Below are 20,906 nucleotides of genomic sequence, written 5' to 3'. Positions count from 1 at the left end.
CTTAAACCTCAGCACCCGCAAAACTTAAGGTGACATCTTCGATGGATATGCAAGCCCGTATTCACCAGTTATTCCAAGCCAGCATCGACACTAAACAGCAGGCTATGGAAGTCCTTGCACCACTCATCGAGCAAGGCAGCATGGCGATGGTCAACGCCCTGCTGAACGAGGGCAAGATTCTCGCATGTGGTAATGGCGGCTCGGCTGGCGATGCCCAGCATTTCTCCTCGGAACTGCTCAATCGCTTCGAGCGTGAGCGTCCAAGCCTGCCGGCCATCGCGCTGACCACCGACAGCTCGACAATCACCTCGATTGCCAATGACTACAGCTACAACGAGATTTTTTCCAAGCAAATACGCGCACTGGGCCAACCTGGTGACGTACTCCTGGCAATTTCCACCAGCGGCAACTCAGCCAACGTCATTCAAGCCATCCAGGCCGCACACGATCGTGAAATGACCGTAGTTGCGCTTACCGGCCGTGACGGCGGTAACATGGCCTCGCTGCTGCTGCCCGAGGACGTGGAAATCCGCGTTCCGGCAAAATCCACCGCACGCATACAAGAAGTTCACCTTCTGACCATTCACTGCTTGTGCGACCTAATCGACAGCCTACTATTTGGGAGTGAAGAATGATCCGTTCACCACTGGCTATTGCAGCACTCGCACTAACCCTGCTGGTTAGTGGCTGCAGCAACCGCAGCATCGGCAACTCGATTGACGACAAGCTGCTCGACCCGGACGTACGCAGCGCCGTGCAGAAGGCAAGCCCGGACCTGACCAGCCCGACCTCGCATATAGTGGTAAGCAGCTATAACGGCATCGTACTGCTGGCCGGGCAAACCCCGCGCGAAGAACTCAAGCAAACCGCCGAAAAAGCGGCCAATAGCGTTCAAGGCGTGAAGAAGGTCTACAACGAACTGCAAATCCTGCCGCCGACCTCACTGATCGCTCGCAGCAATGATTCACTGCTTACCGCGCAAATCAAGGCTGAAATGCTTGCCAACAGCAATGTTCCGAGCACCAATATCAAGGTGATAACCGAGAACGGCATCGTCTACATGCTGGGCCTGGTAACGCGCCAGGAGGCCCAGAGCGCCGCGCAGGTAGTACAGGGCGTGTCTGGTGTGCAGAAGATCATAAAGCTGTTCCAGTACATCAACTAGCAGCTTGCAGGCACAAAAAAGGCGATCCTCGGATCGCCTTTTTTGTCGATTGCCTTGTAGCTACTTCACGACCTTCAAGCTTGGCCGACCACTTGGACGTGGCGGATCGGTCTCGGGCGGGCCCTGATCATCAGGAGCTTGCACTGCATCTTCATCAACAGCAGGCGGCTCCAGGTCAAAGACCATGCCCTGGCCGTTTTCACGGGCGTAAACCGCAAGTATCGAGGGCCCCGGCACGTACAGCGTATGCGCCACACCACCAAAGCGCCCCTCGAAACTCACCGCCTCGTTATCCATATGCAAGTGACGCACAGCACTGGGTGACACATTGAGCACTATCTGCCCGTCGTTGGCGAAGCCGGCAGGCACTTGCACACCCGGATACTCGGCGTTGACCAACAAGTGTGGCGTGCAATCGTTATCAACAATCCACTCATACAGAGCACGAACCAGGTAGGGACGACTCGAGTTCATAGGTCTCTCCTCGCGCGTTAACGCATATCACGTTCAACCGTGGACAGGCTGGCCTGGAAGGCCTCACGGGCGAACTGCCGCTCCATGTAGTCGAGCAGCGGTTTAGCGGGTTTTGGCAACTCGATACCCAAGACTGGCAAACGCCAGAGAATTGGCAACAAGCAGCAGTCTACCAAGCTCAGCTCTTCACTGAGGAAGTAGGGCATGTCGACAAATAGTGGAGATACGCCAGTCAGGCTCTCACGCAGCTCCTTGCGCGCCTGCACGCGAGCGGGCTCTTTACTGCGCGGATCGAGAATCAGGTCGACCAAGGCACACCAGTCACGCTGGATACGGTGAATCAACAAACGACTGTTTGCACGAGCCACCGGATAAACCGGCAAGAGCGGTGGGTGTGGATAACGCTCATCCAAGTATTCCATCACCACAGTCGACTCATACAACGCCAAGTCACGATCAACCAGCGTCGGCAAGCTGGCATAAGGATTTACCTCAAGCAGCTTTGGCGGGTAACGACCCGGCTCGACAGTAATGATCTCGGCGCTGACACCCTTCTCGGCGAGCACAATACGTACGCGGTGGGAATAGTGGTCGGCGGGGTCGGAGTAACAGGCCAACCGATTGGTCACGCCCATGGCGGTCCTCCTCGCTTATAAAGTTATATGAAGCAGAAAAACCTGCGCGCCCAGTAGGGCGCGCAGGTCAACAACAGAGAATTACAGATTAATGCACGTCCTTCCAGTACTCACGCTTCAACAAGTAGGCAAATACAAAGAAGAAGGCAAGGTACAGCAGAACGTAGGTACCAATACGCTGGCTTTCCAGTTTCACCGGGTTAGCCGAGTAAGCGAGGAAGGTCACCAGATTCTTGATCTTCTCATCAAACTCTTCTTCCGACAGTGAGCCTGTCTTAGGCTCGACAACCAGTTGGTCGCAGGCCTTGTGGGTAATAGGTGTACCCGTCAGCGGATCGTATTGCTTCTTGCCATCCTCAACCACCTGGACCTGCTTGCAGCCCATGTATTGACGACCCTGCAACCCAACCAGAACGTTAGGCATGCCCACGTTATGGAAAACAGTGTTGTTCGCACCCAGTGGGCGGGATGGATCTTCGTAGAAGCTACGCAAGTAGCTGTACAGCCAGTCATTACCACGCACACGCGCAACCAGAGTCAGGTCCGGCGGCGCAGCACCGAACCATCCCTTGGCGTCTTCAGAGCGCATGCTGCTCTGCATGTGATCACCGATCTTACCGCCAGTGAAAACGAGGTTTTCGAGCATGACTTCGTGCGGAACACCAAGATCATCGGCAACACGCTCATAACGCTGGAACTTGGCGCCATGGCAACCCATGCAATAGTTGGCAAAGGTGCGTGCACCATCTTGCATAGCAGCTTTGTCTGTCAGGTCGATATCGACCTTGTCCAAGTGAACACCCGCAGTATTCGCGAATGCGAATACCGGCAGACACGCCACGATCATTGCAGCAAATAGTTTTTTCATCAGCCAGTCACCCTTTCCGGAACCGGTTTGGTTTTTTCCATCCTGGTATAGAACGGCATCAGGATGAAGTACGCGAAATACAGGAAAGTACAGATCTGCGAGGTCAACGTACGCGTTGGGGTCGGCGCCAACACACCCAGAATGCCGAGGATGACGAAGGAGATGCAGAATACCAGCAACCAGATTTTGCTCAGCCAGCCTTTGTAACGCATCGATTTGACCGGACTGCGATCCAACCAAGGCAACACAAACAACACGGCAATAGCTGCACCCATGGCAATTACGCCCAGGAGCTTATCGGGAACCGCACGGAGAATTGCGTAGAACGGCGTGAAGTACCAGACCGGGGCAATGTGCTCTGGGGTCTTGAACGCGTTTGCAACTTCGAAGTTAGGCTTCTCGAGGAAGTAACCACCCATCTCAGGGAAGAAGAAGATGATCGCGCAGAAGACAAACAGGAACACCACCACACCCACGATATCTTTTACGGTGTAGTACGGATGGAACGGGATGCCATCGAGCGGAACGCCGTTTTCATCTTTCTTTTTCTTGATGTCAACGCCATCCGGGTTGTTCGAACCCACTTCGTGCAGCGCCAGGATATGCAGCACAACCAGGCCGAGAATAACAATCGGCAGGGCCACGACATGCAAGGCGAAGAAACGGTTCAGGGTAATCCCGGAAATCAGGTAGTCACCACGAATCCACTGAGTCAGGTCATCGCCGATAACCGGGATGGCACCGAACAGCGAGATAATAACCTGGGCACCCCAGTAGGACATCTGGCCCCAAGGCAGCAGGTAGCCCATGAAGGCTTCAGCCATCAGCGCCAGGTAAATCAGCATGCCGAAGACCCAGACCAGCTCACGAGGCTTCTGGTACGAGCCGTACAGCAGGCCGCGGAACATGTGCAGATAGACTACAACGAAGAATGCCGAAGCACCGGTTGAGTGCATCAGACGGATGATCCAACCATAGTCGACATCACGCATGATGTATTCGACCGAAGCAAACGCCTCTTCAGCCGACGGCGTGTAGCTCATGGTCAGCCAGACACCCGTCAGGATCTGGTTTACCAGAACCAACAGGGCAAGCGAGCCAAAGAAATAAAAGAAATTGAAGTTCTTGGGTGCGTAGTACTTGCTGAGGTGGTCTTCCCACATTTTTGTGGCGGGAAAACGGGCATCAACCCATTCCATGAATTTGCTCATCAAGCTTTCTCCTGATCCACGCCAACGGTGACAATGTCATCCGAGTCATATGAATATGGCGGCACTGGCAGATTCAACGGAGCAGGCTGCGCTTTGAATACGCGGCCAGCCAAGTCGTAGTGCGAACCATGGCAAGGACAGAAATAGCCGCCCAGCCAATCTGGCCCCAAATCTGCCGGAGCAACTTCTGGACGGAAAGTCGGCGAGCAACCCAAGTGCGTGCAAATACCTACGAGAATAAGTATTTCCGGCTTGATCGAACGCGTTACCGGGTCCACATATTCAGGTTGTACCGAGGCCTTGGACTCAGGGTCCGCTACACGGTCATTGAGTTTGGTCAGGTTACTGAGAATTTCCTCAGTGCGGCGCACGATAAATACCGGCTGCCCCCGCCATTCAGCAACCATCTGCTGCCCCGGCTCGACCTTGCTAACGTTCACCTTCACAGGTGCACCGGCAGCCTTGGCCTTAGCGCTTGGGAACCATGACCCCACGAACGGGACCGCGGCACCCACCGCTCCTGCAGCACCCACCACAGAGGTGGCCGCTACGAGGAAGCGACGCCGGCCTGCATTCACGCCGTCATTGCTCATTCAGTCGTCTCCCATCAGCTTTGTGGCCTGTTATTCAGACCTATACTAAGTAAAATTCTGGTCGCGCAAAAAATTCGCCAAATGGTAAAGAAAAGCCCCTTTTGTGACAAGGTTAATTACCCCAGCAAAAGCTCTAAATACCTTAGCACGCGCGCAATTCAAGTATGCGTCACGATGTCGCAGACTAGTTTAGCACCCATAAAAAACGCCCAGCTCCGAAAGGAAACTGGGCGCTTTTGAACGCAGGTAGCGAATTAACGCTTCGAGTACTGCGGACGCTTACGCGCTTTACGCAGACCAACCTTCTTACGTTCAACTTCACGAGCATCACGAGTCACGTAGCCTGCTTTGCGCAGAGCCGGACGCAGAGTTTCGTCATAATCCATCAACGCACGAGTGATACCGTGGCGGATTGCGCCAGCCTGACCACTTACACCACCGCCAACAACGGTAACGAAGATATCAAACTTTTCGGTCATCTCGGTCAGTTCCAGCGGCTGACGAACTACCATGCGGGCAGTTTCGCGACCGAAGAACACGTCCAGAGTGCGGTTATTGATAGAGATACTGCCATTGCCCGGACGCAGGAAAACGCGTGCGGTTGCGGTTTTGCGACGGCCAGTGCCGTAGTTTTGAGTCGCCGACATAATGAACTATTCCGTTAAATCTTCAGTTCTTGGGGCTGCTGAGCAGTATGAGGGTGAGCAGCGCCCGCATAGACTTTCAGCTTACGGTACATGTCGCGACCCAGCGGATTCTTCGGCAACATGCCTTTAACCGCGGTCTCGATCACGCGCTCTGGCGCCTTGGCGATCAGTTTTTCGAAATTGATCGACTTGATGCCACCCGGGAAACCGGAGTGAGAGTAATACATTTTATCGGTAGTCTTTGCACCGGGAACACGTACCTGCTCAGCATTGATTACGACGATGTAGTCGCCAGTATCAACGTGCGGAGTGTATTCAGGCTTATGCTTGCCACGCAGACGGGTAGCGATTTCGGTAGCCAGACGACCCAGGGTCTGACCAGCAGCGTCGACGACAAACCAGTCGCGCTTTACTGTTTCTGGTTTAGCAGTAAAAGTTTTCATTCTTTATAGCCTCAGGGGCCGCCCTGATAAATAAGACGGCGGATCTTACTGAATAGTGCGTACTTTGACAAGGTCAAAGGCAGCCGGAGACAGACGCTATCGGGGGCTCGGGTCAGCGCGTCCGTTACACGGCAAGATTTCTTCGGCAGACGGCGCATCACTTCCACTGCAGAAAGAGCTGCGCAATTATGCAGATTGCGAAAAAATTAGCAACCTGATTGTATAACTCTTTTTCCAGAGGACGAAGTAATGGATTTTCGCAAACTAGGTAAAACCGATATCTCAGTTAGCGCCATATGCCTGGGAACCATGACATGGGGCGAACAGAACACTCGCGAGGAAGGTTTCGCCCAGATTGAGCGAGCCAAGGCTTACGGCATCAACTTTATCGACACTGCGGAAATGTACCCCGTGCCGCCGCGTGCAGAAACCTACACCAAGACCGAGCAGATCATTGGTGAATACTTCGCCAGGAGCGGTGACCGCGCCGACTGGGTGCTGGCAAGCAAGATCGCCGGCCCAGGCAACGGCATCGACTACATTCGCGACGGCAGGCTCAAACACAACCGAGCACATATCACTGCCGCACTCGACGCCAGCCTCAAGCGCCTGAAGACCGACTGGATCGACCTCTATCAACTGCACTGGCCCGAACGCCCGACCAACTTCTTCGGCCAGCTTGACTACAAGCATCAAGACAGCGAATTCACCCCAATCGAGGAGGTGCTTGAAGCGCTCGACGAACAGGTCAAGGCCGGCAAGATTCGCCACATTGGCCTATCCAACGAAACGCCATGGGGCACCATGAAGTTTCTCGAACTGGCGCAAAGCCGGGGCTGGCCGCGCAGCGTATCGATCCAAAACCCCTACAACCTGCTCAACCGTAGCTTTGAAGTGGGCTTGGCCGAAATTGCAATTCGCGAACAATGTGGCCTGCTGGCCTACTCACCACTGGCCTTTGGCATGCTTTCAGGCAAATACGCCAACGGCGCACGCCCTGAAGGGGCACGCCTGAGCCTGTTCAGTCGCTTCGCGCGCTACAGCAACCCTGAATCGGAGTCGGCTTGCGCACGCTACGTCGCCCTGGCCCAGGAGCACGGCCTGGACCCCGCGCAAATGGCCCTGGCATTTGTAACCTCCCGACCATTTGTCACCAGCAACATCATAGGCGCGACTACGCTTGAGCAACTTGAAAGCAACCTCAAAAGCAGCGAACTGAAGCTAACAAGCGAAGTACTCGCAGCAATTGACGCTATCCACAAGACACAGCCCAACCCAGCTCCCTAAGCACCAGCCGTCTACAAAAAATCCCGGCACGAGCCGGGATTTTTTGTGTATTGGCGCACCCTGCTTAAAGCGAACGCGCAATAATCTCCTTCATGATTTCATTGGTGCCCGCGTAAATCCGCTGCACCCGCGCATCAGCCCAGGCCCGCGCTACCGGGTATTCCCACATGAACCCGTAACCGCCATGCAGCTGCACACATTCATCAAGCACCTTGCACTGCAGGTCCGTGCCCCAGTACTTGAGCATGGCCGCCGTAGGCACATCGAGTTTTCCTTGCAGATGCAGTTCCAGACAGCGATCAACAAACACCTTGCCGATCTGGATTTCGGTGGCCATTTCCGCCAACTTGAAACGCGTATTCTGAAAATCAGCCACAGCCTTGCCGAATGCCTTGCGTTCACGGGTGTACTCGAGCGTCCACTGCAAGGCCGCCTCAGCCGAAGCCAGGGCACCAATACCGACAGTCAAGCGCTCCTGCGGCAGCTCCTGCATCAGGTAGGCAAAGCCCATACCCGCCTGCCCCAAAAGGTTTTCCCTGGGCACACGTACATCCTGGAAGAACAGCTCGGAAGTGTCCTGCGCTTTCATCCCGACTTTTTCCAGGCGCTTGCCCTTGGAAAAACCAGGTGTGTTGGCCTCAACCAGGAACAAGCTGGTGCCCTTGGCGCCCGCCGTAGGATCGGTCTTGGCCACCACAATTACCAAATCTGCCAGAAAGCCGTTGGTGATAAAGGTTTTCGAACCATTGATAACGTATTCGTCTCCATCGAGCACCGCAGTCGTTTTCACACCCTGCAAATCCGAGCCCGCACCGGGCTCAGTCATGGCGATAGCCGTGACCATCTCGCCACTGACCATCTTCGGCAGGTACTTTTGCTTAAGCTCCTGGGAGCCGTAATGCAGGATATAGGGTGCAACTATGTCCGAATGCAGTGAAAACCCGATCCCGGTTAACCCCAGGCGGCCTACCTCCTCAATCACCACGGTGCTGTAAAGGAAGTCAGCGCCTATGCCGCCATACTCCTCGGGAATGTGCGAGCAGAGCATTCCAGCCTCACCGGCCTTGTTCCACAGCGCTCTATCGATGTGACCCTCTTTTTCCCACTGCCCATGGAAAGGTACGGCGTGCTGCTCAAGAAACTTGCGCACGCTGTCGCGAAAAAGTTCATGGTCAGAGCTGAATATTGTTCTTGGAATCATGCCTTCACCTGGAATCGTCAGTTTTCAAACCTGGTGTGACTTTAGGGCAGTAACCTGGATAGTCACACTGGACACAAGCGCCAAAAAATAAGACGATCAGGCCGTACCTTGACCAAATCGCCCCTGCCCATGGATTAATGCTCGGCCAGAGGCACCGACTCAATAAGAAATACACGGCTTGAAGCCCTGCAACCGCAACCATTGCAGCCTTGATCAAACGCCGCACTCAATAAGAATAAATAGATCATGACCATCCCTCATTCGACCCCGCTCAAGCGCGTATGCATTTTGGCAACCACTGGTGTGTTTGCCTCAACCGTCCTGCAAGCCAAAGACTTCTTCCACATGGCCAGCTTGCGCCACGGCAAGCAGCAAGGCCTGGGCCTGACCCCAACCATTGAAATCAATATAGTCAGCCCTGACGGGATGCCTGTGCGCAGCTTCAGCGATGTGATGATTCCCGTCGACAGCGACCTGGAACCGGCGGACGTGATCATCCTGCCGGCGTTCTGGGATGACTTTGATGCCCTGCGCCACCGCCATCCCAACGTACTCACCTGGCTGCAAGAGTGCCACGCGGCAGGCAGCGCTATTTGTGGAGAAGCCACCGGGGTTTTCTGGATGGCCCAGGCCGGGCTGCTGGACGGCAAGGAGGCCACCACCTACTGGCGCTTTTTTAACGAGTTCAGCGAGCGATTCCCCAAGGTAATACTCAACCAGGACAAACATCTGTCGGATGCGGACAACCTGTACTGCGCAGGTGGCGTTACATCGGCATGCGACCTGTTCATCTACCTGATCGAGCAATTCTGCGGCGCCAGCGTCGCCCAGGGCGTGGCCCGCGACATCCTGTTTGAGGTGCAACGCAACTACACCCCTGGACGTATTGGCTTTGGCGGCCAGAAGCTGCATCACGACCTGACGATCCTGCAAATCCAGCAGTGGCTTGAAGAGCACTACGCCGACAAATTTCGTTTTGAAGACGTCGCTCGCGAACACGGCATGAGCATTCGCAACTTCATGCGCCGCTTCCAGAGCGCCACCGGCGACAAACCGCTGCATTACCTGCAAAGGTTACGCATCGAGACAGCCAAGAGCCTGCTCAGCGCCACCCGTAAAAGCATCAAGACCATCAGCTATGAAGTGGGCTACGACGACGCCAGTTTTTTTGCCCGCCTGTTTCGCCAGCACACCGAACTGTCACCCAACCTTTACCGTCGCCAGTTCCAGCACAAGAACGGCCCTGTCTAGGCAAAAGGCAAATACAACGCAAACCCTTGGATAGGTAGGCGTTGAAACCCAGCGTCCTATGATCGGAGACAGCCTTTGCAAGGCCTCCAATAACAACCATAGGACGCTCCCATGCGCAGCCTGCTTTTCGCCCTGCTTGCCACCCTATGTTTCTGCGCCAGCGCGCAGGATGCATGGAAACCCTTCCCATACGACCAATCGGCTTTCGACTACTCAGGCGACAAACTGCGCCAGGCGTGGCCCCAGCTTACTCGCGGCTTCGGCACGGACTACCCCTACCCTGACGAAACCTGGGTATTGAAGATGGCCAAATTGCATCCGCAAATTCTCGGCGCCCCCATTATTGCCTCGCAGGCCCAAGGCACGCCGGAGGAACTTGCCAGCGCTTATGCCGCAAAGCTCCAGGATGCATGGCGCAGCATGTTTAGGGGTGATTTTGCCCAAGCCAAGGAACAAGGCATGGCCCTGGGTTTTGGCGGGCAAATACCTGCGATGTTCTCGCAAGTCATCTATGCAATGTTTCTCGAGGCCGATCAAGACGAGAAACATCGCCTGCTTGAGCAAGTGATTGAGCTGACAGATGAAGCCGGCGAACTGATCAAGCTCGACATAGTGGCGCAATTCGGCCGAACCTACGCTAAGGCACGCCTGGGCGAAGAGTTGCCAATTCCCGTATCACTCAAGCGTGGCTATTCCTCACAGATTCCCGATGAACTCGACGCCATGCTCAGCAAGAAACCACTGCAACCTTATGCCCTGACCCTGTACGGTGGCTATCAGGCTGGAGTGATTCGCAAGGTCGGCTCCATGCTTGGCGGCCTCACTTACGGCGTCAGCGCAGAAAAAATGGAAGCCTATTTCGCACGCGCCTTTGCCGTTAGCGACGACCTTCCCATTGGCCATTATGAATATGCCAATGCGCTGACCTACGTCTACGGTGACGATCAAGCCAGCAAAGCCCTGCAGCATCTTCAGCAAGCAGCGTCATTCACACCAATAAGCGCCATGGAATCACTGGAGATTGCCCAGGCCAAGCAGTTGCTGGCGGGTTTCAAGGAGCGCTTCGCGGACAATTGAGTGCAAGGCACATATAAAAAAGGCTGCCCATTGGCAGCCTTTTGAACGGCAGTTTACGGTTTATGCGCTCGCGCCAGGAACTCATGGGACTGCATTTCCAGCAAGCGACTGAGTGTACGCTGGAACTCAAAGGTCAAGCGCCCACCCGTGTATAGATCCTTGAGCTCAACTTCTGCCGAAATGATCAACTTGACGTTACGGTCGTAGAACTCATCAACAAGATTGATAAAGCGCCGCGCCATATCGTCAGTGGCAACGCCCATCTGCTCGACATTCGCCAACAGTACCGCATGGAACACCTTGCCCAGCTCAATGTAGTCGTTCTGGCTACGCGGGCCATCACACAACTCACGAAACTCGAACCAGGCCACGTCCTCACAGACTCGCACCGCGGTGATCTGTCGGTTCTCGATACTGATCGACTCGTTCTCAACCGCGTGCGTGCAATCGGGCAGCAAACTCTTGAAGCTCTTGTGCAGGCTGGCATCGGCCTCAGCACCTAGCGGCCAATGAAACAACTCCGCCTGCTCAAGGGCACGCAAGCGATAATCAACACCACTGTCGACGTTCACGATGTCGGTATGCTCTTTAAGTAAAGCAATGGCCGGCAAGAAGCGCGCACGCTGCAAGCCATCCTTGTACAGGCCATCGGGCACGATGTTCGAAGTGGCAACCAGGCTGACGCCGTTTTTGAACAACTCTTCGAGCAAGGTCGCCAAAATCATTGCATCGGTAATATCCGAAACAAAGAACTCATCGAAGCAGATAACCCGCGCCTCTTCGGCAAACTTCTTACCGATAATGGTCAGTGGGTTTTTCTCACCCTTGAGGCCACGCATCTCTTCGTGCACACGCTTCATGAAGCGGTGGAAGTGAGTACGCACCTTTTGCTCGAAAGGCAGAGCATCGAAAAAGGTATCGACCAGGTAGGTCTTGCCGCGGCCTACACCCCCCCAAAAATACAGACCCTTGATCGGCGCCTGGCTTTTCTTGGCGAATAGTTTGCCGAACAAACCCGGCTTGCTGTTTTGCACGTCCGCGACCAAGTCGTCATACAGGCGCTGCAGATGGCGCACAGCCACTTCCTGCGCCGCATCATGAAAGAAGTCTGGACGTTTGAGATCGGCTTTATAGCGTTCTAGCGGAGTCATATTCGTTAGCTGAGCAACAAAAACGGGGCAGGTACTTTAGGCCCTGCCCCGCAGATAATCAATCAGCTATCAGCGCAAAACGCCGAGTTATTAGGCTTGCTCAGGCGCCAAAGCCTCGCGCAAGCGCTCAACGGCAGCCTTCATGGCCCCTGCATCCGCAAATTCAGGGCTGGTTGCCACGCTCTCACCATCGAGCCAAACAGCAAAACCATTGCCCTGCTCACGCACATCAAGTGGCTCACCGGACTGCAGACGCTTATTGACCATGCCCGCCGACTTGCCATCAGCAAAGGACTTCGAGAGCAGCAACTGTTCTCCAGAAGCATCGAGCAGACGAAAGCGGAAGCTGCCGTCGTCGTCACGGAAGCTGACAAAACGTGCACGCTTGCTGGCTTTCTTCTTCGACGACTCGGTGCTGGTGGCAACCGAGCGAAACGAGCGTAGGCCAACGGCTTCACGCAGCTGGATCAGGAACGGAGTGGCGATCTTGCGTGCCTTGGCTGCTCCGTCCAGAAGAATGTCTTCCAGGTCCGCGGGGCGTTCAATCAAGGCCTGGTATTTCTCCCGAGGCTCGCCCAACTCAGCATTCAACAGATCATTAAGCCGTTGCTTGGCATCCCCCCAACCCATGCCATCAATCAACTCGGCGCGGAACTGAGCTTGCTGCTCAGGCGTAGCGAATGCCTGGTAGAGAGTGAACAGGTGCGAGCTATCGGGGTCCTTGGCTTCGCCCGGCAGCTTGGAGTCGGTCACTATGCGCGCCACCGCGTCACTCATTTGCTTGGCGCCACTAAACAATGGAATGGTGTTGTCGTAGCTTTTCGACATTTTGCGACCATCAAGGCCAGGCAAAGTCGCTACATCTTCTTCGATCACCGCCTCAGGCAAGGTAAAGAGCTCCTTACCCTGGCCAAACAGGTGATTAAAGCGCTGGGCAATGTCTCGCGCCATTTCAACATGCTGTATCTGGTCGCGCCCCACTGGCACCTTGTGCGCGTTGAACATCAAGATATCAGCGGCCATCAACACCGGATAGCTGAACAGGCCCATGGTCACACCCGCATCCGGGTCTTCACCTAGCTCGATATTCCGGTCAACAGAGGCTTTGTAGGCGTGCGCACGATTGAGCAGGCCCTTGCCCGCTACGCAGGTCAGCAACCAGCAAAGCTCAGGAATTTCCGGAATATCCGACTGGCGATAAAAGGTCGCCTTGTTGACGTCAAGGCCACAGGCCAACCAGGTTGCAGCGATTTCCAGGCGCGAACGCTGAATGCGTAGCGGATCATCGCACTTGATCAGCGCATGGTAGTCCGCCAAGAAATAAAACGAATCCACATCGGCATTGCGGCTGGCAACAATCGCGGGTCGGATTGCCCCAGCGTAATTGCCCAGGTGCGGCGTGCCTGTGGTGGTAATACCGGTAAGAATACGAGTGGTCATGTGCGTTCGCTTACTAATTAGAGGCGCGGCAGTAACAAATCTTTGAGATCGGTCAGTTTGCCATGAAAAAAGTGCCCACATTCTGCCACGGTCAACAACTCATGTGGGCGCTCTAGCGCACTTGACCAGTCATAAACCAGCTGTGGCTCGACCACCTCATCAGCCTCAGGTTGTATAACGGTCATCTTGCAGCGCTGCGCCAGGGGTGTTTTTTCCAGGCGCATGACCGCCGGCGCGATCATGAACAGCTGTTGCACCTCGATGCCTTGCGCTTCCAGTCGCCCGGCGAGAGAGGCCGCAACAAAACCACCAAACGAAAAGCCCATCAAGGTCAGCGGCATATTCGGGTATTGTTCACCCAGCCACTGTGCTATAGCCTCGGCATCATCGACTTCGCCGGCGCCCATGTCATGCGTACCCTCGCTATTGCCGACACCGCGATAGTTAAAGCGTAGAGTGTGCAGGCCTGAGTCCCGCGCAGTACGCTGCAAAGTCGAGACCACCTTGTTGAGCATAGTGCCGCCCTGCACAGGATTGGGGTGACATACAAGCGCAACGCCGCGTGCATCGGGCACTTCAAGAGAAAGGGCTTCAAGCTGGCCGCTCGGACCTTGAATAAATAAAGCAGTTTCACGGGTAAGCAAAAGTGAACTCCGTGACCCATCGCAGGGTCGATTCGTCTAGGCTGTCAGCCTGCGCCAAAAACATATCGGCTCGCATTACGCTATACAGCGCAGGCGCCAACCGCTAACGTAAAGCAAAGCCGTTTAGAGAGGAAGGACTCGTGGAACAGACGCTAACAGCCTGGCTGATACCGGCCATAGCCCTGGTTGCAGGTATCGCAATAGGATTTCTAGTTGCGCGCTTGGCGCCCAATGCAGTTCCTGGCCGGACTCAACGCCAGCTGGACGACCTGCAAGAACGTTTTGACAACTATCAGAGTGATGTCGTCACCCATTTCAACACCACTGCAAATCTGGTTAAGAAACTGACCCAGAGCTATCAGGACGTCCAAGAGCACCTTACCGAGGGCACCAGCAAACTGGCCCTCGACGAGCTGACTCGGCAACGCCTGATGGCTGCACTGCATGCAGACGAAGGTGGTGATAAACGCGACAAGCGCGAACGCCTGACACCGCCACGCGACCACGAAACACCCAAGGATTACGCGCCGAAAATGGAGAACATTCCCGGCATGCTCGACGAAAACTACGGTCTGAAGAGCAAGCGCTAAAGCGCTTTGTTCATAGGCATAAAAAAACCCGCATTAAGCGGGTTTTTTTATGCCTTGCGGTTAGATCACACCACGCTCGCGCAACGCAGCCAGGACCATTTTCACGCCCTCATCAACCGAGACGGTCTGCGTGTCGATAACCACGTCGGCATCGAGAGGCACATCGTAGGGGAATGACTCACCCGGGATGTTGTCGCCATTAGCCGCATATAACCCCTGCGGATCACGCTCACGGCAAGCCTGCGGCGAAGCCTGGACATAGACAGTGATCAGGCGCTCGGCACCAATCAGTGTCCTGGCCTGTTCACGGCCTTCTGCATCCGGCGCCACGAAAGCAGCCAGGGTCAACAAGCCAGCCTCATTGAATTGACGCGCCACATGAGCGGCACGGCGCCAGTTTTCGGTGCGCCCCGAACGATCCTGTGCCAGCCCCTTGTTGAGATCATGACGCAGGTTCTGGCCATCCAGTACATAGACCCCACGGCCCATGTCGAACAGCTTGCGCTCTACCGCGTATGCCAAGGTACTTTTGCCTGCACCCGACAAACCACTGAACAACACGGTGGCGGGCTTCTGCCCCAGCCTTGCCGCACGCTCCTCTACCGAGACATGTGCCAGCTTGCCGTGATGCCCCGTACCTTGCGAACCAACAGCTTCAGCGATGATCATGCCCGCACCAACAGTGCCGTTGGTCAGGCGATCAATCACGATAAACGAGCCTGTAGTGCGGTTGTGTGCGTAGCCATCCAACGCGATAGGGGAATCCAGTGCGATACGCACCTTGCCGATCTCGTTGAGCTGCAAGCTGCTCGCAGCACCCTCTTCCAGGGTATTAACATCAACCCGGTGAGCAATACTGGCAATAGAGCCAGGCACATAGCTGGTGGCGCGCTTGATGTCATATTTCTTGCCCGGCAGCATGGGCTCATCGGCCATCCATACCAGCATCGCATCAAAGCTATCGGTCACCTGCGGCTTGCTGTCGGCGTGAACCAGCATGTCACCACGGGACACATCGATCTCGTCTTCAAGGGTCAGGGTTATCGCCTGACCCGGCCCGGCCTGCTCCAACTCACCTTCATAGGTCACGATCGATTTGACACGGCTGCCCTTGCCAGACGGCAGGACAACCACCTCGTCGCCCTTGTGCACGATGCCACTGGCAAGCGTACCGGCAAAGCCACGGAAGTTCAGGTTCGGACGGTTGACGTATTGCACCGGGAAACGCAAGTCATTGAAGTTGCGGTCACCAGAAATCTCAACAGTCTCAAGAATCTCCATAAGCGACTGGCCGTCATACCACGGCGAGCGCTCGCTCTTGCTGACGACATTGTCGCCCTTGAGCGCCGACATAGGTACGAAATGCAGCGAAGTCGGCTTCAGCGCAATACCTTCAGCGAACTTCAGGTAGTCGGCCTTGATCTGCTCGAAGACGCCCTGATCGAAGTCTTTCAAGTCCATCTTGTTGATGGCGACAACGATGTGCTTGATGCCAAGCAGGGAGGTGATGAAACTGTGGCGCTTGGTCTGCGTCTGCACGCCGTAGCGCGCGTCAATCAGGATGATCGCCAGATCACAGGTAGAAGCACCAGTTGCCATATTGCGGGTGTACTGCTCATGACCCGGTGTATCGGCGATGATGAACTTGCGCTTGGCAGTCGAGAAATAACGGTACGCCACATCAATGGTAATACCTTGCTCACGCTCGGCTTGCAGGCCATCGACCAGCAGGGCCAGGTCGACCTCCTCGCCAGTGGTGCCACTTTTCTTCGAGTCCCGGGTAATGGCTTCGAGGTGGTCTTCGTAGATCATCTTCGAGTCATGCAGCAGGCGCCCGATCAGGGTGCTCTTGCCGTCATCGACATTGCCACAGGTCAGGAACCGCAGCAGTTCCTTGCGTTCATGCTGGGCCAGGTAAGCGAGAATGTCCTCGCTGATCAATTCAGATTGGTGCGACATCTTAAAAGTACCCCTGACGTTTTTTCTCTTCCATCGAACCTGCACCATCGTGGTCAATTACACGACCTTGGCGCTCGGAGGTACGTGTCAGCAGCATTTCTTGAATGATGTCGGCCAGCGTAGTCGCCTGCGACTCAACCGCGCCTGTCAGCGGGTAGTCGCCCAGCGTACGGAAGCGCACCATCTTCTTCTGGATACGTGATTTTTCTTCGTCGGACATGTGCTCGAGAATGCGCTCATCATCGATCATGATCAGGGTGCCATTCTTCTCAATCACCTCGCGCTCGGCTGCAAAGTACAGCGGCACAATTGGAATCTGCTCCAGGTAGATGTACTGCCAGATATCCAACTCGGTCCAGTTTGACAGGGGGAAGACGCGAATCGACTCGCCCTTCTTCACCTTGCCGTTGTAGACATTCCAAAGCTCTGGGCGCTGGTTCTTCGGGTCCCAGCGGTGCTTGCTGTCACGGAAGGAGTACACGCGCTCCTTGGCACGGGACTTCTCCTCATCGCGACGGGCACCACCGAAGGCCGCATCGAAACCATGCTTGTCGAGCGCCTGCTTGAGGCTCTCAGTCTTCATGATATCGGTATGCTTGGCACTACCATGGGTCAGCGGGTTGATGCCCTGGGCAACACCTTCCTGATTGACATGGACAATCAGATCCAGGCCCATCTCAGCCTTCATCTTGTCGCGGAAGCTATACATCTCCTGAAACTTCCAGCGGGTGTCGACGTGCATAACCGGGAACGGCAGCTTGCCAGGAAAGAACGCCTTGCGTGCCAGATGCAGCATCACGGCGGAATCTTTGCCAATGGAATAGAGCATTACCGGATTGTCGAATTCGGCGGCCACTTCACGAATGATGTGGATACTCTCCGCCTCGAGCTCTTTCAGGTGGGTCATTTTGTCGAGCATAGCTACTCACGATTTGCTTTGTAATGGGGCCAGCGGGCCGTGGACATGGGCGCACTCTAGCACAGCGCTAGCTTCTATTCAGGCCGCCTGCTAGATCAAAACGATCTAACTTTATGCTCAGTATTTTGCTCAGGAATCGCTCAGCCGAACCGCCCAAAGCAGCGCAACCTGCTTAATCAAGCCTCAAATCGGGTTGGCGCAATCAATGAATATATGTTCGATAGCGAAGCGTTTTGCCAGGTACTCACCGAGCGCCTGGACGCCGTAGCGCTCAGTGGCGTGATGCCCGGCGGCAATAAAGCTGATGCCGTTCTCCTGGGCGCTGTGGAAGGTCTGCTCCGAAGCCTCGCCCGTCAGGTACAGATCCACACCGGCCGCTACGGCCTCATCGATATACCCCTGGCCACCGCCCGTGCACCAACCAATCCGGCGAATCATCTGCTGCCCTTCCACCAGCAGCGGCTCACGACCCAGGACCTGATGCACGCGTCGCGCAAAGTCACGAGCGCTCTGCGGTTCATCCAAAGAGCCAACCAAGCCAACAGTGCGTGGATTATCCGGGTTGAGCGGCCCCTCGACGGTGATTCCCAACTGCGCGGCAAGCTGAACGTTATTGCCCACGTCAGGATGCACATCGAGGGGTAAATGATAGGCAAGCACGCTTATATCATTGGCCAGCAAGGCCTTTAGACGACGCTGCTTCATGCCGGTAACGCATGGATCCTCGCCCTTCCAGAAATAACCATGGTGAACCAGGATTACGTCCGCCTCGGCCTCAATCGCAGCATCGATCAGCGCCTGGCTGGCCGTGACGCCCGTTACCAGTCGCTGCACATTGGGCCGACCCTCGACCTGCAAGCCGTTGGGGCAATAGTCGCTGATGCTGTCCGCATTCAAATATCGCTGAGCCTCTGCAACCAGAGTGGTCAGGGCAATTGCCATTTTGTTTCCTCTTTGATTGATACTTGCCAATGCAATGTTCGCGCAGGGGCCTTTATAATGATCCACCTTAAGGGGCTCAGTTGCCCCTCGCAACTCTCAGGACTTCTTTGATGCTCAAAGCAGTGCGTTACTTTGGCTGGCCCTTGCTCGTTGGCATATTGGTCGCCTTGCTGTTTATCCAGCAATTTCCAGAATGGGTTGGCCTGCCTAGCCATGATGTAGAAGTTCGCCAGACGCCAAACAACAGGCGCAGCCAATCTGTTGGCCCGGCTTCCTATGCAAATGCAGTGAACCTGGCATCGCCTGCAGTCGCCAACCTGTACACCACCAAATACGTCAACAAGCCCGCGTTGCCACTGTTTGAAGACCCTCAATTCAAGAAGTTCTTTGGCGACAACCTGCCAAGGCAGCGCCGCATGGAGTCGAGCCTGGGCTCGGCGGTGATCATGAGTTCGGAAGGTTATCTGCTGACCAACAATCACGTGACCGCAGGTGCCGACCAAATTGTTGTAGCCCTGAAGGACGGCCGCGAAACATTGGCCCGCGTGATTGGCAGCGACCCGGAAACCGACCTGGCGGTGCTCAAGATTGACCTTGATAACATGCCGGCAATCACCCTCGGCCGCTCGGACAACATCAGGATTGGTGACGTGACCCTGGCCATTGGCAACCCATTCGGGGTCGGCCAGACCGTCACCATGGGCATCATCAGTGCCACTGGCCGCAATCAGCTGGGTCTTAATACCTACGAAGACTTTATCCAGACGGACGCCGCCATCAACCCCGGCAACTCGGGTGGCGCACTGGTGGATGCCGATGGCAACCTGGTTGGTATCAATACCGCGATCTTCTCCAAATCAGGCGGCTCGCAGGGGATCGGCTTTGCGATTCCAGTGAAGCTGGCGCTTGAAGTGATGCAGGCGATTATCGAGCACGGCCAAGTGATCCGTGGCTGGCTTGGCATTGAAGTACAGCCGCTAACCCCGGAGCTGGCTGAGTCATTCGGCCTTGAAGGTCGTCCAGGCATTGTTGTCGCGGGTATTTATCGCGACGGCCCTGCTCAGCGGGCGGGCTTGCAACCCGGTGATTTAATCATGAACATCGACGGAGAACCGGCAGGCGATGGCCGTCGCTCGATGAACCAAGTGGCCCGCACAAAGCCCGGAGACAAGATTCGCATAGAAATTCTACGTAATGCCAAGCCGATGCATCTCACCGCAGAAGTGGGTGTTCGACCAACAGCTTCAATCAGGACTTACGAGAACCAGTAACACCACGACTGATACGCAGCCGCCCCTCAATCGAGGCGGCTGCAGTGCATTGCTCAGCAAATGCCTTGCAAGGCGTCCAGTAATGCTCGGTTTTGTTCTGGCGTGCCGATGCTTATACGCAAGAACTGGGCAATACGCGCCTGCTTGAAGTGACGCACTATGATCCCTTGCTCACGCAACTGGGCAGCCAGTTGCGCGGCGTCCCGCCCAGCGTGGCGAGCAAAGATGAAGTTGGCGGCGGAAGGAAGCACTTCAAAGCCCAAGCGTTCCAGCCCCACAACCACCTCCTCACGGCTGTTGATAACCGCCTGACAGGTCTGCTCGAAATACGCGGTGTCGGCAAATGCTGCAGCTGCACCGGCAATCGCAATGCGATCCAGCGGATAGGAGTTGAAGCTGTTCTTGATCCGCTCCAATGCCTCGATCAGATCGGCATGCCCCACCGCGAAACCCACACGCAAGCCGGCCAGGGAGCGTGACTTCGACAAGGTCTGGGTCACCAGCAAGTTCGGGTACTTATCCACTAGGCTAATCGCCGACTCACCACCGAAGTCGATATAGGCCTCGTCCACCACCACAACGCTTTCGGTGTTGAGTTTCAACAACCGCTCGATAGCCTCAAGCGGCAACAGGCAACCTGTCGGCGCATTAGGGTTGGGAAAGATAATGCCGCCATTGGGGCGGGCATAGTCTTCGACCCGAATCTTGAACTGCTCATCGAGCTCGATAATCCCGGGCTCGATTCCAAAAAAGCCGCAATAGACGGGATAGAAACTATAGCTGCTGTCCGGGAACAGCAGTGGCTTGCCGTGCTGGAACAACCCATGGAATGCATGGGCGAGCACTTCATCCGAGCCGTTACCGACGAACACTTGCGTTGTTTGCACGCCATGGAACTGCGCGATCGCCTGTTTCAGGCGATCGCTGTTCGGGTCGGGATACAGGCGCAACTGGTCATTAACCTCGGCCTGCATTGCCGCAATCGCCTGAGGCGACGGCCCATAGGGGTTTTCGTTGGTATTGAGCTTGACCAACTTTGCCAGCTTCGGCTGCTCACCCGGCACATAGGGCACCAACTGCTTGACGAAGGGGCTCCAGAATTTACTCATTGCCCTACTCTCCTAAAATCCGACGGGGT

At 55.5% G+C, this 20,906-nt stretch carries 22 protein-coding genes; 7 read left to right on the top strand and 15 right to left on the bottom strand.

The features are described 5' to 3' along the window. The first annotated feature begins 41 nt into the window (after window positions 1–41). Both PSES9_RS0119765 and PSES9_RS0119760 read left to right on the top strand, forming a co-directional pair. A complete protein-coding gene (locus PSES9_RS0119765; RefSeq protein ID WP_029529668.1) occupies window positions 42–635 on the top strand; it encodes a phosphoheptose isomerase in 594 nt (197 codons plus the stop codon). Beyond that, a complete protein-coding gene (locus tag PSES9_RS0119760) occupies window positions 632–1,165 on the top strand; it encodes a BON domain-containing protein (RefSeq protein WP_010489866.1) in 534 nt (177 codons plus the stop codon). Before PSES9_RS0119765 ends, PSES9_RS0119760 begins: the two co-directional genes overlap by 4 nt. Window positions 1,166–1,225: 60 nt before the next feature. Here the strand turns inward: PSES9_RS0119760 and PSES9_RS0119755 are convergent, their stop codons facing one another. The 7 genes from PSES9_RS0119755 to rplM form a co-directional block, all read right to left on the bottom strand. Next, complete coding sequence (locus PSES9_RS0119755) at window positions 1,226–1,639, bottom strand: ClpXP protease specificity-enhancing factor (protein WP_010489864.1); 414 nt, start codon at window positions 1,637–1,639, stop codon at window positions 1,226–1,228. A 17-nt stretch (window positions 1,640–1,656) separates the two neighbouring features. Then, window positions 1,657–2,274 (bottom strand): glutathione S-transferase N-terminal domain-containing protein, encoded by a 618-nt coding sequence (locus PSES9_RS0119750; RefSeq protein ID WP_010489863.1) that lies wholly within the window; start codon window positions 2,272–2,274, stop codon window positions 1,657–1,659. Window positions 2,275–2,362: 88 nt separating this feature from the next. Then, a complete protein-coding gene (locus PSES9_RS0119745) occupies window positions 2,363–3,142 on the bottom strand; it encodes a cytochrome c1 (RefSeq protein WP_010489861.1) in 780 nt (259 codons plus the stop codon). Further along, window positions 3,142–4,353 (bottom strand): cytochrome b, encoded by a 1,212-nt coding sequence (locus PSES9_RS0119740; RefSeq protein ID WP_010489859.1) that lies wholly within the window; start codon window positions 4,351–4,353, stop codon window positions 3,142–3,144. Before PSES9_RS0119740 ends, PSES9_RS0119745 begins: the two co-directional genes overlap by 1 nt. Beyond that, on the bottom strand, window positions 4,353–4,946 hold the full coding sequence (gene petA, locus PSES9_RS0119735; RefSeq protein WP_010489858.1) for a ubiquinol-cytochrome c reductase iron-sulfur subunit: 594 nt from the start codon (window positions 4,944–4,946) through the stop codon (window positions 4,353–4,355). The genes PSES9_RS0119740 and petA overlap by 1 nt, the downstream gene beginning before the upstream one ends. Window positions 4,947–5,200: 254 nt before the next feature. Then, window positions 5,201–5,593, bottom strand: a complete 393-nt coding sequence (gene rpsI, locus PSES9_RS0119730) for a 30S ribosomal protein S9 (RefSeq protein ID WP_010489856.1) — start codon at window positions 5,591–5,593, stop codon at window positions 5,201–5,203. A 14-nt stretch (window positions 5,594–5,607) separates the two neighbouring features. Continuing rightward, a complete protein-coding gene (gene rplM / locus PSES9_RS0119725; protein ID WP_010489854.1) occupies window positions 5,608–6,036 on the bottom strand; it encodes a 50S ribosomal protein L13 in 429 nt (142 codons plus the stop codon). A 249-nt stretch (window positions 6,037–6,285) separates the two neighbouring features. Here rplM and PSES9_RS0119720 point away from each other — a divergent pair, with 249 nt between their 5' ends. Then, entirely contained in the window at window positions 6,286–7,323 is a 1,038-nt protein-coding gene (locus PSES9_RS0119720) for an NADP(H)-dependent aldo-keto reductase (RefSeq protein WP_010489853.1), read from the top strand. Between the two features lie 64 nt (window positions 7,324–7,387). Here PSES9_RS0119720 and PSES9_RS0119715 read toward each other — a convergent pair whose 3' ends face one another. After that, a complete protein-coding gene (locus PSES9_RS0119715; protein ID WP_010489852.1) occupies window positions 7,388–8,524 on the bottom strand; it encodes an acyl-CoA dehydrogenase family protein in 1,137 nt (378 codons plus the stop codon). 345 nt (window positions 8,525–8,869) lie between these two features. On the opposite strand from PSES9_RS0119715, the gene PSES9_RS0119705 reads away from it, so the two are divergent. Then, window positions 8,870–9,775 carry a GlxA family transcriptional regulator gene (locus PSES9_RS0119705; RefSeq protein WP_177313055.1) on the top strand — a complete coding sequence of 302 codons (906 nt, stop codon included), beginning with the start codon at window positions 8,870–8,872 and terminating at the stop codon, window positions 9,773–9,775. 111 nt (window positions 9,776–9,886) lie between these two features. Next, window positions 9,887–10,852 carry a hypothetical protein gene (locus tag PSES9_RS0119700; RefSeq protein ID WP_010489850.1) on the top strand — a complete coding sequence of 322 codons (966 nt, stop codon included), beginning with the start codon at window positions 9,887–9,889 and terminating at the stop codon, window positions 10,850–10,852. 53 nt (window positions 10,853–10,905) lie between these two features. Here the strand turns inward: PSES9_RS0119700 and zapE are convergent, their stop codons facing one another. The 3 genes from zapE to PSES9_RS0119685 form a co-directional block, all read right to left on the bottom strand. Further along, on the bottom strand, window positions 10,906–12,003 hold the full coding sequence (gene zapE / locus PSES9_RS0119695; RefSeq protein WP_010489849.1) for a cell division protein ZapE: 1,098 nt from the start codon (window positions 12,001–12,003) through the stop codon (window positions 10,906–10,908). 90 nt (window positions 12,004–12,093) lie between these two features. Beyond that, a complete protein-coding gene (locus tag PSES9_RS0119690) occupies window positions 12,094–13,443 on the bottom strand; it encodes a tryptophan--tRNA ligase (protein WP_010489848.1) in 1,350 nt (449 codons plus the stop codon). 17 nt (window positions 13,444–13,460) lie between these two features. Then, the gene (locus PSES9_RS0119685) at window positions 13,461–14,087 is read right to left on the bottom strand and encodes an alpha/beta hydrolase (RefSeq protein ID WP_010489847.1); all 627 of its coding nucleotides are present in this window, start codon (window positions 14,085–14,087) and stop codon (window positions 13,461–13,463) included. A 140-nt stretch (window positions 14,088–14,227) separates the two neighbouring features. Between PSES9_RS0119685 and PSES9_RS0119680 the strand changes: the two genes are divergently transcribed. Then, complete coding sequence (locus PSES9_RS0119680) at window positions 14,228–14,677, top strand: YhcB family protein (RefSeq protein WP_010489846.1); 450 nt, start codon at window positions 14,228–14,230, stop codon at window positions 14,675–14,677. A 60-nt stretch (window positions 14,678–14,737) separates the two neighbouring features. Here the strand turns inward: PSES9_RS0119680 and cysN are convergent, their stop codons facing one another. The 3 genes from cysN to PSES9_RS0119665 form a co-directional block, all read right to left on the bottom strand. After that, window positions 14,738–16,636, bottom strand: coding sequence for a sulfate adenylyltransferase subunit CysN (cysN, locus tag PSES9_RS0119675; RefSeq protein WP_010489845.1), 1,899 nt, complete (start codon window positions 16,634–16,636; stop codon window positions 14,738–14,740). A 1-nt stretch (window position 16,637) separates the two neighbouring features. Beyond that, on the bottom strand, window positions 16,638–17,555 hold the full coding sequence (gene cysD / locus PSES9_RS0119670; RefSeq protein WP_010489843.1) for a sulfate adenylyltransferase subunit CysD: 918 nt from the start codon (window positions 17,553–17,555) through the stop codon (window positions 16,638–16,640). A 183-nt stretch (window positions 17,556–17,738) separates the two neighbouring features. Further along, the gene (locus PSES9_RS0119665; protein ID WP_010489841.1) at window positions 17,739–18,497 is read right to left on the bottom strand and encodes a Nif3-like dinuclear metal center hexameric protein; all 759 of its coding nucleotides are present in this window, start codon (window positions 18,495–18,497) and stop codon (window positions 17,739–17,741) included. Window positions 18,498–18,607: 110 nt separating this feature from the next. On the opposite strand from PSES9_RS0119665, the gene algW reads away from it, so the two are divergent. After that, window positions 18,608–19,768 carry a Do family serine endopeptidase AlgW gene (gene algW, locus PSES9_RS0119660; RefSeq protein ID WP_010489839.1) on the top strand — a complete coding sequence of 387 codons (1,161 nt, stop codon included), beginning with the start codon at window positions 18,608–18,610 and terminating at the stop codon, window positions 19,766–19,768. A 53-nt stretch (window positions 19,769–19,821) separates the two neighbouring features. Here algW and hisC read toward each other — a convergent pair whose 3' ends face one another. Further along, window positions 19,822–20,877, bottom strand: a complete 1,056-nt coding sequence (hisC, locus tag PSES9_RS0119655; RefSeq protein WP_010489837.1) for a histidinol-phosphate transaminase — start codon at window positions 20,875–20,877, stop codon at window positions 19,822–19,824. Window positions 20,878–20,906: the final 29 nt, after the last annotated feature.

The sequence above is a fragment of the Pseudomonas sp. S9 genome (assembly GCF_000222125.1).
GTDB classification, from domain to species: Bacteria; Pseudomonadota; Gammaproteobacteria; order Pseudomonadales; family Pseudomonadaceae; genus Aquipseudomonas; species Aquipseudomonas segetis.
Note: the sequence above shows the minus strand (reverse complement) of the source record. Positions and strands in the feature narration are given on the sequence as shown.